14 protein-coding genes are annotated in these 12,177 nt (G+C 64.4%); 6 read left to right on the top strand and 8 right to left on the bottom strand.

Annotation, left to right across the window (positions count from 1 at the left end; genetic code table 11):
- The first annotated feature begins 31 nt into the window (after positions 1–31).
- From BBA01S_RS09655 to BBA01S_RS09670, 4 genes are read left to right on the top strand one after another with little or no spacing between them, the layout of a single operon-like run.
- Positions 32–589, top strand: coding sequence for a carboxymuconolactone decarboxylase family protein (locus tag BBA01S_RS09655; protein ID WP_027816246.1), 558 nt, complete (start codon positions 32–34; stop codon positions 587–589).
- A 41-nt stretch (positions 590–630) separates the two neighbouring features.
- A complete protein-coding gene (locus BBA01S_RS09660; RefSeq protein ID WP_027816247.1) occupies positions 631–1,452 on the top strand; it encodes a helix-turn-helix domain-containing protein in 822 nt (273 codons plus the stop codon).
- A 39-nt stretch (positions 1,453–1,491) separates the two neighbouring features.
- Positions 1,492–1,881 (top strand): HIT family protein, encoded by a 390-nt coding sequence (locus BBA01S_RS45830; RefSeq protein ID WP_084162038.1) that lies wholly within the window; start codon positions 1,492–1,494, stop codon positions 1,879–1,881.
- A 5-nt stretch (positions 1,882–1,886) separates the two neighbouring features.
- A complete protein-coding gene (locus BBA01S_RS09670) occupies positions 1,887–2,942 on the top strand; it encodes an HNH endonuclease (protein WP_042296749.1) in 1,056 nt (351 codons plus the stop codon).
- Here BBA01S_RS09670 and BBA01S_RS09675 read toward each other — a convergent pair.
- Entirely contained in the window at positions 2,923–3,633 is a 711-nt protein-coding gene (locus BBA01S_RS09675; protein ID WP_156965905.1) for a hypothetical protein, read from the bottom strand. The two genes, BBA01S_RS09670 and BBA01S_RS09675, sit on opposite strands and share 20 nt — an antisense overlap.
- Positions 3,630–3,923 (bottom strand): DUF7661 family protein, encoded by a 294-nt coding sequence (locus BBA01S_RS48770; RefSeq protein ID WP_456152321.1) that lies wholly within the window; start codon positions 3,921–3,923, stop codon positions 3,630–3,632. The genes BBA01S_RS09675 and BBA01S_RS48770 overlap by 4 nt, the downstream gene beginning before the upstream one ends.
- Positions 3,924–4,106: 183 nt before the next feature.
- Here BBA01S_RS48770 and BBA01S_RS09685 point away from each other — a divergent pair, with 183 nt between their 5' ends.
- Positions 4,107–4,469 (top strand): cupin domain-containing protein, encoded by a 363-nt coding sequence (locus tag BBA01S_RS09685; RefSeq protein WP_027816251.1) that lies wholly within the window; start codon positions 4,107–4,109, stop codon positions 4,467–4,469.
- A gap of 96 nt (positions 4,470–4,565) precedes the next feature.
- Here BBA01S_RS09685 and BBA01S_RS09690 read toward each other — a convergent pair whose 3' ends face one another.
- From BBA01S_RS09690 to BBA01S_RS09700, 3 genes are all read right to left on the bottom strand, one after another.
- On the bottom strand, positions 4,566–5,654 hold the full coding sequence (locus BBA01S_RS09690) for a substrate-binding domain-containing protein (RefSeq protein WP_042296603.1): 1,089 nt from the start codon (positions 5,652–5,654) through the stop codon (positions 4,566–4,568).
- 94 nt (positions 5,655–5,748) lie between these two features.
- On the bottom strand, positions 5,749–6,684 hold the full coding sequence (locus tag BBA01S_RS09695; protein WP_245641473.1) for an ABC transporter permease: 936 nt from the start codon (positions 6,682–6,684) through the stop codon (positions 5,749–5,751).
- A 142-nt stretch (positions 6,685–6,826) separates the two neighbouring features.
- Entirely contained in the window at positions 6,827–8,317 is a 1,491-nt protein-coding gene (locus BBA01S_RS09700) for a sugar ABC transporter ATP-binding protein (protein WP_027816254.1), read from the bottom strand.
- A 289-nt stretch (positions 8,318–8,606) separates the two neighbouring features.
- Between BBA01S_RS09700 and BBA01S_RS09705 the strand changes: the two genes are divergently transcribed.
- Positions 8,607–9,593: an aliphatic sulfonate ABC transporter substrate-binding protein gene (locus BBA01S_RS09705; RefSeq protein WP_042296605.1), complete on the top strand. Its 987-nt coding sequence runs from the start codon at positions 8,607–8,609 to the stop codon at positions 9,591–9,593.
- Positions 9,594–9,624: 31 nt separating this feature from the next.
- Here the strand turns inward: BBA01S_RS09705 and BBA01S_RS09710 are convergent, their stop codons facing one another.
- The 3 genes from BBA01S_RS09710 to BBA01S_RS09720 are packed head-to-tail and all read right to left on the bottom strand — an operon-like array spanning position 9,625 to position 12,147.
- Positions 9,625–10,428: a MipA/OmpV family protein gene (locus BBA01S_RS09710; protein WP_027816256.1), complete on the bottom strand. Its 804-nt coding sequence runs from the start codon at positions 10,426–10,428 to the stop codon at positions 9,625–9,627.
- A gap of 14 nt (positions 10,429–10,442) precedes the next feature.
- Complete coding sequence (locus tag BBA01S_RS09715) at positions 10,443–11,357, bottom strand: alpha/beta hydrolase (RefSeq protein WP_027816257.1); 915 nt, start codon at positions 11,355–11,357, stop codon at positions 10,443–10,445.
- A gap of 16 nt (positions 11,358–11,373) precedes the next feature.
- A complete protein-coding gene (locus tag BBA01S_RS09720) occupies positions 11,374–12,147 on the bottom strand; it encodes a DUF4118 domain-containing protein (protein ID WP_027816258.1) in 774 nt (257 codons plus the stop codon).
- Positions 12,148–12,177: the final 30 nt, after the last annotated feature.

The raw sequence follows: 12,177 nt of genomic DNA on the forward strand, positions 1-12,177 counted from the left end.
GACCGGCCGCGCTCCACGGCAAGGAGCCATCATGTCCCGCTTTCCTCTTTACGCCCTCGACACCGCGCCGGAACAATCGAAGCCTGTTTTGCAGCAGCTTCAGCAGGCATTTGGAATCGTTCCGAACATTGCTGCAAAAATGGCTGCGTCGCCGGTGCTTATCAACGGTTTCATCGGGCTGTTCCAGCGTGTGCACACGAGCAGCCTGAGCGAAGCGCAGATTCAGGTTCTGCTGCTCACCAATGCCGTCACCAACGCGAGCGATTGGGCGGTCGCTTTTCATAGCGCGCTCGCATTGCAGCAAGGCGTCGAGCCTGCCGATGTCGATGCGATCCGCGCGGGCGGCGTGCCGCTCGGCGCGCAGGACGCGGCGCTTTCCATGCTCGCACGCGCGCTGATCGAAACGCGTGGCCGTATCGGCGACATGGAACAGGAACGTTTTATCGCCGCGGGTTTTAGTGCCGAACAGATCCTGGAAGTCATCGCCGTGGTCGCAGCCTCGACCATCACGAACTACACCGGCAGCGTGACGCAACCGCCACTCGAAGCGCCGTTCGAAGCGTTCGCGTGGCGTGCGGGGGCGCGCTGACTCCGATATATTCAATCACGGGCCTCGACAGGGAGACGCCGATGAAAGACGCCGGGTTCGGTAAATTGCTGCGCTATTGGCGCGACGTGCGCGGCGTCAGTCAGCTCGACCTGTCGCTGGAGGCTGGCGTTTCGCAGCGGCAGATCAGCTTCATCGAAAGCGGCCGCAGCGTGCCCGGCCGCGACACCATCCTCACGCTCGCGCAGACACTTGATGTGCCGCTGCGCGAGCGCAATGCGCTGTTGCTCGCGGCCGGTTATGCGCCGATGTATTCGGAAGCGCCCTGGAACGCGCAGGAAATGCAGGGCGTCATTCGTGCGCTGGAGCGCGTCGTGCGGCAGCATGAACCGTATCCGGCGATCGTGATGGATCGGCACTGGAACGTGCTGATGACCAATGCCGCCGCGCCGCGTTTCTTTGGCCATTTCATCGACATGAGCGCGCGCACCCAGCCTCGCAATATGCTGCACCTGATGTTCGACCCGCAAGGGATGCGGCCTTACGTGCACGATTGGCAGAATGTCGCGCGCAGTCTTTTGCAGCGCGTGCATCGCGAAGCCGTGGGGCATGTGATCGACGGGACGACACAATCGTTGATCGACGCGTTGCTGGACTATCCCGATGTACCGGGGGATTGGCGCACACATCATGCTGCGGTTTCGACGGCGGCTTTGCCGGTGATTCCGTTGGGTTTCGAGTGCGATGGCGAGGTGCGGAGTTACTTTTCGATGGTCACGAGCGTGGGTACGCCGCAAAGCGTGGCCGCGCAGGAACTAAGGCTTGAATGCATGTTTCCCGCCGATGATGCGACGGAAGCCTGGCATGGGCGGGTGTTTGGCGTTTCGGCGGAGAAGGCTTTGTGACGTGAGAAAATGCGTCATTCCCACTTGCACTGATCCATCATGCATTCTCAATGTCCGTTCTGCGCGATTCCGGCTGACAGGATCGTCGATCAAAACGACACAGGAGCGGTCTTACGCGACGGTTTTCCAGTTTCGCCGGGTCACACGCTGATTGTTTCGAAGCGGCATGTGGGTTCGTTGTTCGACTTGTCCCTAACCGAACGTGAACAACTTTTTATCCTCGTCGATCGCGCAAAGCTCGCACTCGACGAGCAATTTCGCCCCGATGCCTACAACATTGGCATAAACGACGGAGCAGCAGCGGGTCAGACGGTGCCTCATTTGCACATTCATTTGATACCGCGCTATCAGGGAGATATTGAGGATCCGCGCGGCGGTGTGCGATGGATCATACCTGCGAAGGCGGACTATTGGAGCGCAAGAGATTGAGCGCCATGTCCCCGCCCCCGTCGCCCGAAGCGCAACTCGACTTTCTCTCCAGGCTTCAACGGCTATTTGCCGAGGGCGATTTCACCGCCACATATAAGTTCGCTTTGTTGATTTCGCTTGCGGATCTCGCAGTGGAGGCCGGTACGAATGACGGCGCTGAGTTGCCCCTCACCATCAGACAGATTGCTGAGCGTTTCGTGCGGCTCTACTGGCAGCAGGCAATGCCGTACGGCACAGGCCGGGTCGGGACAGAAGCGGGTGTCCTCGTCCAGAACCTTGGCGCTCAAGCCGCCATATTGAACGCAATTGGCGACTTCAGGGCGAGCGCGCCGGGCATAACGGTTCAGCAAGCCCGCAGGGCACCCACTTACGCGGCGATGCTCGCGAAAGTATCCAGCGTGGTCTCTGCTCAGCCACTCAATTACCTGCAGAATTTCGGTGGCCTCACCGACGAGTTTCTCTATGTGAGATCCGCACGCGGCCGCATTACGTTGCGACCAGGTATCGCCTATTGTTTGCGCCGCTTTTATACGCTGGTGCAGCAGCTATCGCGGGCACACTGGATCGAACACATCAAATCCAATCGCCAGAATCACCGCATTCTTGGCGATGCGGGCGATCTGGAAGATTTCCTGTTCGCATTCTCGCGACAGTCGTTGGCGATTGTCGACACACACTTGCGCAAACTCGATGGCGCAAAATGCTTCTATTGCCAATGCGCGATCGTCAGCGCCGACGTCGATCACTTCGTTCCGTTCTCGCTTTACCCGCGAGATCAGGTTCACAACCTGGTTCTCGCTCATCCGACCTGCAACCGCAGCAAGTCAGCGACGCTAGCAGCACGGCCCCATCTCGAACGCTGGCTCGAAAGACTGTTGCTCAAAGACGATGATCTCGCCGAAATCGGCATGCTGGCCGGTATGGCGAATGAGGCACGCACCGCAAAGCGCGTAGCTGCGTGGGGTTATGGCGCGGCAAGTTCGACGGGCGGCCGGGCATGGCTGGATGCCGCCAGCTACGAACCCGTAACGTCCAGCTATCTCAGCTTGCTGGGGAGCTAGGATCGCCCTCCACCCACGCCTCCAGGCACTGTCCGCAAACCGGCCAGCCCAGCTCGCGCAGCAACTGGGCTTCGCTCCCGTTATCGATCCGGTATACACCACTCGAAACGTCGATCTGGTCGCCTAGCGCATAGCGCAGCAAAGCCTGGTCGAACCACAACACCTGTTCGCCATGCGTGTTCTGGACAATCACCTTGATCGAGCGCCCGCCCAGTGAGGCCGCCCCGCGACTGACCGCCTTCACGATCGCGGGCGACGCCAGGCGCTGGCGCTGAATTCCATGCTTGCTGCACGCGAACAGCGGCTTGCGCGATTCGGCATTGTCGGCAATGGGCGACATATCGAACGCACGCTCGACAGGGGTGGGATAGTCCGGCTGCGCGCCGGAGCGCACGAGGAGTTCGTCGCGGCAATCGGGGCACACCGGTTCCCACGATCCTCGCAACCTGGCGATCATCGGCAATGCGTGCACGTGAGCCACACCCTCGACCATCGTCGTGACGGCCTCGTGCTCGTGCAGTTCCGTCCACGTCATCCACGCCGCCACCGTGCATTTGGCCCGATCCAGCGAGACCTTGACGGGTTCGCCCGCGCCAAACGCACCACGATCACGAATCCACTGCGCAATACGTGGCGACGCACGCTCGAAACGACGTTCTCCGTGCCGCGAGCACAATCTTGTCGGGTTCATCGCTCACTCGCTCCAAGCGACACGACACTCGGCCTTTCCAGGCTCGCATCCTCATGGAACAGATCGTCGAGATATTGCGCGAGTTCGTCGGCGCTCACGAAATCGGGGATTTCAAACGAAGCGCGCCTGCGCTTGCCTTCAGCGCCAAGGAGATATGCGACCCATGCGCCGCCGCTTCTGGCAATCGCCATCCGGCGGCCAAACACATCGAATCGATATTCTTCCGGCATAACGCACCAGTTCCCGCTCATATGAACATCGACAGACTCTATCAGTTGAGCAGGCGGCATGCGGCGCGGGAGCGCGCGAGGACAGTGGCCGTGATCTCAGGAAAGCACCGCCATGAATAAAAATGGTCTGATTTCATCGACCGATTAGTTTTTATCATTTAAAGAATCGCTAAGGAACGAACCTGGCTTGCCAGCCGCATTTTGTCGGGATATCAAGCTAGTCCCTCCACTACTCCGATCATCATGCGCATTCTGGACATCGTCGATTACTCGCAACCCGCCAAAGAGACGCTCGAATGGGAGCCCAAACCCGAGGCGGTCATTTCCGGCGTGCCGCGCCAGGCCGCGCACATGCACTTCACGAGCGCGTGCGGCCAGCTTTCGACTGGCATCTGGGAAAGCGAATGCGGGAAATGGACAGTGAATTTCACCGAGAACGAGTATTGCGAAATTCTGGAAGGCGTTTCGGTGCTGCGCGACGAGGAAGGCGCGGAGCGCACCGTGCGGGCGGGCGACCGTTTCCTGATTCCGGCCGGGTTCAAGGGCACATGGGAAGTCGTCGAGCGTTGCAAGAAGGTGTTTGTTTCGGTCGAGTTCAAAGGCTGAACGCAGCCTGGAAATGAAAAATCCCTGTACCGCAAGGCACAGGGATTTTTTATCGCCGGTGAACGCTGATACTGCGCGCTGAAACGATGCGTCAAGTCACTCCACCGGAATCCACCCCGCCGTCGCCGCCGTGCTCACGCGAAACGCCGGAAACTTCGCGCCCAGTTCCGCGATGGTATGGATATCGTTCTTCACGAGATCGTCGCGCGTGACCAGCGTGGGCTTGACCGTGATGTGATGATCGAGTGGCTGCCCCGCCACTTCCAGCGCCGCCGCACGCACCGACACGGCGCCCACCACGGCGGGATTGGTCGCCGCCGTCGCGACCCAGGCGCTGTTCGGCGCGCGGATCGCCTCGATATCGGCGGTCGAAATATCGGCGCTGTAAATGCGCAGCTTGTTCGAGAGATTCGCCTCGCCCGCCGCGAGACTCGCGCCGCGCGCGAACTCGTCATAAGGCGCAATCACGACGCGGATATCCGGATGCGCGCGATACGCCGCCGACGCCTGGTTCGCCACCGACTGCGCAATCGGGTTGTCCACGGTGCCCCAGCGCGCCTGCTCGCGCACCTTCGGGTTTGCCTTCTTGAAGGCCTGCCAGACCGCGTCGCGGCGGTCGAGCGGCGCAAAGCCCGCCACATAGACATAGCCCGCCGAAAACGCATCGCCGTTGTCCTTCACCGCCTGTTGCAGCAGCAGCGACGCCAGGTCATGGTCGCTCTGCTCGATCTGCGGCACGCGCGGATTGGCGAGATCGACGTCGAAGGCCACCACCTTGATGCCCTTGTCGAGCGCCTGCTGCACCACGTCCTTGAGCGATTCGGGCAGGCCGTGATTGACGATGATCGCCGCGACGCCCAGGTTGATGGCCTGCTGGATCTGGTCGCGCTGCTGCGCGGCGTCCTGGCGGCCTTCGTAGATGCGCAGGTCGATGCCCAGCGCCTTCGCCTGCTTTTGCGCGCCCGATTCGTAGGCCTGGAAGAAGTCGCCTTCGGACAGGTAATTGACCAGCGCGACCTTCACGCCGCCCTTGTCGAACGGCGCGGGCGCGCCTTTGAGCGCGGAGCCAGCCCCGCCGGCGTGCGCGACGCCAGCGCCCAGCAGCGCCGCCGCGCAGAGCGTGAGCGTGCCGAAGGCGCGGGTCAGCGCCTTGCGGGTCTGCGAAGCGTGCTTTGCGGTATTCATGTTTCCCCTCTCCATATCGTCAGGATTGCCTGGTTATTTCGTGGCTGTTTCGTGGTTATTGGTTTGAAACCTGGAACATCGACAGCGGGTCTTGTTAAGCGCGCGCCCCGCCGCGATGCCCGATGCTGAAGGTGAATGCCAGCGCCACCACCAGCAGCGCGCCCTTGATGAAGTCCTGGAGGTAGTAAGGTGCGTTGAGCATGGTCAGGCCGTTGAGCAGCACGCCCACGAACACCGCGCCGATCACCGTGCCCGGCACGTTGGGCCGCTTCACGCCCCACACCGCGTAGCCCACCAGCGCGGCCGCCACGGCGTCGAGCAGCAGCGAATGCCCCGCGCTCACGTCGCCGCGTCCCACGCGCGCCGCGATCAGCAGGCCGCCGAGCGAGGCAATCGCACCGGATGCAACGTACGCCGCCACGCGATAGCGCGCAGCGGGCGCACCGGCCAGACGCGCAGCGGTTTCGTTGCCGCCGATCGCGTAGATCACGCGGCCCCAGCGCGTGAGCGCCATGACCGCCGAGACCACCAGCGTCAGCACCAGCAACACCAGCACTGGCGCAGGCACGACTTCGAACAGCCGCGCGCGGCCCAACGCGAGGAACGCGGCAGGAAATGCGCCGCTGGCTTCGCTGCCGTCGGGCAGGATCGTGCCGGTGGCGAGCGAGCGTCCGCCCGTGGGAATCAGTTGCAGGCCTGCGAGCAGGAACAGCGTGCCGAGTGTCGCGAGCTGGTCGGGCACGTGCAGGCGCGTGATGAGCAGGCCATTGAAGAGCCCCGCCGCAACGCCGAGCACGAGGCAGGCCGCCGCCGCTTCCCACGCGTTGCCGTGCCAGACCACCAGCACGTAGCTCGCGGCCATCTGCGCGGTGGCCGCCACGCTGCCCACCGACAGGTCGAAGCCGCCCGCCGCGAGCGTGATCGTCACGCCAATGCCGAGCAGCGCCACGATCGACACAGCCTGCAGGATGCTGAAGAGGTTGTCGACGCTCACGAAGGCCGGTTCGCGCACCGCGAACAGGACGCTCATGGCGGCGAGCACGGCCAGCAGGCTCAAGCGTTCGAGCCACGCAAGCGCGGCGCGGCGGCGCGAGGGCGCGATAGCGTGGGCCTGGGTCGTGTGGGCGGAGTCGGTGACGAGCGGCGTTGTAGCGGATTTCACGTTTGGAGTCTCAAGTGGGAATCGGAGCGGCGCGCTCGACGGTGCCGCGATCGAAGTGGACGATGCGGTCGGCCACCTCGTGCGCTTCTTCCAGGTCGCTCACGAACACGAGCGTCGCGCGCCCGGCGGCGCGGCGGCGCAAGGTGGCGGCGATATCGGCGCGCGCACCGGCATCGACGCCCTGGAACGGCTCGTCGAGCAGCAGCACACGGGCGGGTTCGGCGTGCCAGCGCGCGAGCAGCACCTTCTGCTGGTTGCCGCCCGAAAGGCGCGCGACGCGGTCGTCGGGCCCGCTGCAGCGTATGCCGAAGGTGTCGATGGCTTCGCGCGCGACGTCGCGCTCGCGCTCGCGTGGCACCACGCCCGCGCGGCTCCAGCGCGGCAGGAACGGGAAGCCGATGGTGCCCGCCACGGAGGCAAACGGCACGGCATCCGGAAAGAGCGAACTGCGCCAGCGATCCTCTCCGGCCAGGAAGACGCCCGCGCGGATCGCCTCGCGTGGCGAGCGCGGCCGCCACGCTTCGCCGTAAAGCCGCATCGCGCCCGCGCTTATACGCGTCGCGCCGAAGATTGCCTGCGCAAGGCGCGTCTTGCCCGCGCCGACGGGCCCGACGACGGCGACGATTTCGCCGTCGCGCACGTCGAGGTCGAAGGGCTCCGAATGGGGCCCCAGTTGCAGGCCGCGTAGTTCGAGCGCGGCTTGGGCCGCCTGGGCGGCTGGGGTGTGTTGCGCGATTTCGCTTTTAGCGTCGCTGGCAGCGGGCAATCTGCGGCCGATCATCGTTTCCAGCGCCGCGTCGAAATCGATAGGCGCGTCCTGCGCGGCGACGATGCGGCCATCGCGCACGACCACCACGCGCGACGCCAGCCGGCGCAGGTCGGCCAGCCGGTGCGAGACCAGCAGCACGGCCACGCCTTCGGCGCGCAGGCCGTCGATCAAGGTATAGAGACGTTCGGCTTCAGCGGCGGAAAGACTGGCCGTGGGCTCGTCGAGAATCAGCAGTCGCGCACGCGTGGCCAGCGCGCGCGCCAGCACGACGCGCTGCTGCGCCGCCAGCGACAGCGTGCCCAGCGGCGCGTCGAGATCGACGCCCTCCAGGCCCACGCGCGCCGCCAGTTCGCGCGCTCGTGCATGACGCCGCTTGCGTGGCGTCCAGATTGCCGCGATGCCGCCGCAGAGTTCGTCGAGCAGCAAGTTGTCCGCGATGGACAGCGTGGGCACGACCACATCGGCGATGGACTGATGCACCGTCGCGACGCCCTGGCGCTGCGCGGCCAGCGGCGAGCCGGGCGTGTAGGCGTGGCCGTCCAGCGTCATCGCGCCTTCGTCGGCAGCGTGTACGCCGCTCACGATCTTCACGAAGGTGGACTTGCCCGCGCCGTTCGCCCCCATCAGGGCAACGACTTCGCCCGCGCCAATCGACAGGTCGAGCCGCGCGAGCGCCACGGTCGCGCCGAAGCGCTTCGCGATTGCACGGGCGGTGAATACAGGGGCGGACATGGCGCGGCGGCTCCAGACAGACGGTGGCTAGATGGCGTCCATCGTAGCGAGCCGTCCGCGCGCTCCCAACGAAGCGATGCTCATATCCATGCGCGCGCTTTTGCTAAGGCGCGCCCTGTGCTTTGCGGGCCCGCTTTGCGATTCGATGGATATGGTTATGCGAAACGCTTGGTTCTGCTGCGCATCGACCGTCCCTAGAATCGGGCCATCGTCGCTGGACAGATCCCGATTATTTATTCAGCGATACGAATGAATTTTCGACCACTCTTTCTTTTATCTTCCCAACAGCATGCAGCACAGCAGACGCCGCTTTATCCGCCAGTTTTCCGTCACCACGCTGGGCGTCACTGCGCTGGGCGCCAGTGCGCTCCCATCGCTGATGACCCGCGCGCAGGCCGCCGAGACGCGCACGCTGCGCGTCGGCTACCAGAAGTTCAACACGCTCAATATCCTCAAGGGCACGGGCAGCCTGGAGCGCGCCTTGCAGCCGCTTGGCTGGAATGTACATTGGGCCGAGTTCGCCGCGGGGCCGCAACTCACGGAAGCGCTCAACGCCGAGGCCCTCGACTTCGGCCATGCCGCCGATACGCCGTCCGCTTTCGCCAACGCGGCGGGCGTGAATGCCGTCTATCTGGGCGCGGAACAGCCCTATCCGAAGGGAATCGGCATCTTCGTGGCGGCGGACTCGCCGATCCATTCGATCCGCGAACTGAAGGGCAAGAAAGTGGCGATCGGGCGCGGCTGGAACGTGCAGTATCTGCTGGTGCGCGCGCTGCGCGAGGCGGGGCTCGAATACGGCGATATCCAGCCCGTCTACCTGACAAGCGCAGCGGACGTGAGCGCGACGTTTCTCTCGGGCAATGTCGACGCGGCCGGTCTGTGGGATCCGTTCCTCGCGGGCCAGCAACTGGCGAGCGCTCCGCGCGTGCTGCGCGACGGCACCGGCCTGTCGAACAACCGCACCTTCCATCTGGCGCGCCCCGAGTTCATCAAGGCGAACCCACAGGTGATCCGCGTGCTGTTCCAGGAACTGGCGAAAGCGAATGCGTGGACGCAAAGCCATCCGCAGGAAACCGCGAACCTGCTCGCGCCGCAGCTAGGCGTGCGGCCCGATGTGCTCAGGCTGGCAACCGGGCGGCGCAACTATACGACCGTGGCCGTGACGCCCGATATCGTGAAGGAGCAGCAGGATATCGTCGATACCTTCCACGCGCTGGGGCTGGTGAAAGAGCGCGTCGACGTGGCGCGCTTCGTGTATCCGCAGACGTTCGTTTGAACGCCTGAAACGCCGCTTTAGAAGCGGTAATTTAAAAGCGGTAATCGAGGGCGGCGAAGGTCGTGATCTCGCAGCGGCGTTCGGTGATTGGACTGCCGCCTGCGTAGTGTTCGAGACGGCCGAGCGTCGCATTCACGGAGCCGACCCAGTGCTTCGAGAAGTCGTGCGTGGCGTAGAACGTCATGTGCACGTCGCGAATGCCGGAACCCGTCCCGTATTGCGGCAGCCCCGAGGCCACGCTCTGCGCCTGCGAAATCCCGAACAGCGTGCGCGTGTACACGGCATTGGCCCACGTCAGGCCCGGCCCGACCGAAAAGAGCCAGCCTTTGAGCGGCAGCGACGCGTAGAGATCCGCGCTTGCCGTCGTGCCCTGGCCGTTGCCGGAAATGTCCTGATAGACGGCCACGGCGCCCGTAAACGCCCAGATCGTGTAGTCGCCGAAAATGCGCAGCTTGGGGCCGTCGTCGACATTGCCGAGACCCCGCAGGTGCGGATCGTCGGAGGCCGTACGCGACTGGAAGTCGAAGCTCAGCGACGCGCCCAGGTGATAGTTCTCCGAGGTCAGCACGTTGACGCCCAGCACGTCCGGGCCCTGCGAGAAGATACGGTCGCGGTACGAGATGTCGAGCGCCGGAAACGGGTAGACCTTCATGTGGCGCGAGCCGGGATACTGCGGCGCGAAATACGCGCCCGGCCCGATCGCGATCTTCCAGGGCGACTCGTCGGGCGTCGTCGCGCCCGTGGCTTGAGCGGGTTGAGCCGGTTGCGTCGCCGTATCGTCGGCCCAGGCCTGCTGCGCGAATGCGAGCACGGCGGCGCACGCGAGCGCCTTCATCGTTGTGGACTGCTTCACGCCTTCTTCCTTCCCACTGCCGCCAGTTGGCGCAGACGGCGCGCGAGCGCCTTCGACACGACCGGCTGGTTTTGCGTATCGCGCGCGCCATGCGCCACTTCGCTCTCGCGAAGGAACAGCGTGGTTTCGCGCGCAACGATTTCGCGTTCGTTGTCCGAGGTGATCATGTGATACGAGTCGTCGAGCCAGAGCGTACGCAGGAAATTCGCGCCGATGTTGTCGATCACGTAGCGCGGGTTGCGCGGGCTCGACGTTTCGTCGTCGATGGCATGAATCACGAGCGTATCGTTTTCGATCGCCGCCACGTCCTTGCGCGCCGCGCGGGCGAGACGCAACGCCTGGTGCAGCGCGGGCAGCGAGATCGTCGACGGCCCGACTTCGCTGAACGAATTGCGCTGCATCGCGCGCGCGATCTTCTTGCGCAGCGCTTCGTTTCGCACGCCGAACGGTTCCGACTCGCGATACCGGTAGGTGTGGCGCATCGGCGTGTAATAGGCCCAGTCCAGCAGGAAGCGATACCACGGGATCGCCCAGCCGTCGTAAGCCAGCGTGAGCGAAAGCAGCACGAGCGACTGCGCGCTGGGCCGCTCGCGGATCAGCCGCATCGCCAGCGCGCCGCCAATCGACAGGCCGATGATCGACACGCGCTCGTAGCGCGCGGCAAGCGCGTCGAACTCGCGCGCCGCGGACTCGACCCATTGCTCCATCGTCTGTTCGCTGGAGCCTGCGCTATAGCCTTCGATCAGCGGTGCGCAGACCGTGAAGCCTTCGTTCTGCAGATAACGGGCGAGGTAGCGCAGCTCGATCGGCGAGCTCGACAGGCCGTGCAGCAGCAGGACGGCGTGACCGTCGCCTTCGCTGAAAATGCGTTGCGGTTGCAGGGCGGGCGTTTCGCGCACGGCCGGTTCCATCTCGACAGTCGCCACGTCAGGCCTCCGTGCTCAAAACGAGGAAGTCGCCCGCATGCGTGGTGAAGCGCTCGCAATGGCAGTTGGTCAGGCGGAATTCGCGCTCGTTCGCCGCGCGGCGCAGGCGCACGCGATGCGCGCCCGGCCACAGCGTATTGGTGAGGCGCTGGACGTCCTCCGGATGCACGGCGTCGAACAGCGGCCCCGGCGCCACTTCGGTGGCGGCCGGCAGCGCCGACGTGCTCTGGCCCACGCTCGCTCGCTGCGCCGCATTGCGCTCCAGCGCCTTGATGAGGATGAAGCCCTCGTGATGCTGCGCGAGATGGCGCAACAGGCGATGCGTTTCGTCCTCGGCGCGGCGCGCGAGCACGCGCTCGTTGTCGTGGCGCAGCAGCATTTCATAGCGCGACTGCGCGACCGAAGCGATCAGCTGCGCACGAAACTGCTCGCGGCGCAGACGCTCGATCAGCGTAATCACGATCAGCGTGACGAGCGGGTACGAGACCAGCAGCACGGCGTCGTGGAAATCGAGCACGGAAATATCGGCGTAAGGCGGCACGAACAGGTAATCGGCAATGCCCAGACCCAGCACCATGACCGTGAGCGCCGGCGCAAGCCCGAAGTAATACTCGACCAGCGAAGCGGCGATACAGAACGCCGTGCCCGGCATCATCGGCCCAAGCAACGGATGCAGTGCGAGACGCACGACGCTCGCAATGGCGAGCGCGACAGCGGCGTAGCCCCAGCGTCGCGGACCTCGGGGCGCCCAATGAAGGGCATTACGGACTTTCATGTTTGTTCAGGGCCCCGTTCTTTTGCGGGC

This window comes from Paraburkholderia bannensis NBRC 103871 (assembly GCF_000685015.1).
In the GTDB taxonomy this organism is placed as follows: domain Bacteria; phylum Pseudomonadota; class Gammaproteobacteria; order Burkholderiales; family Burkholderiaceae; genus Paraburkholderia; species Paraburkholderia bannensis.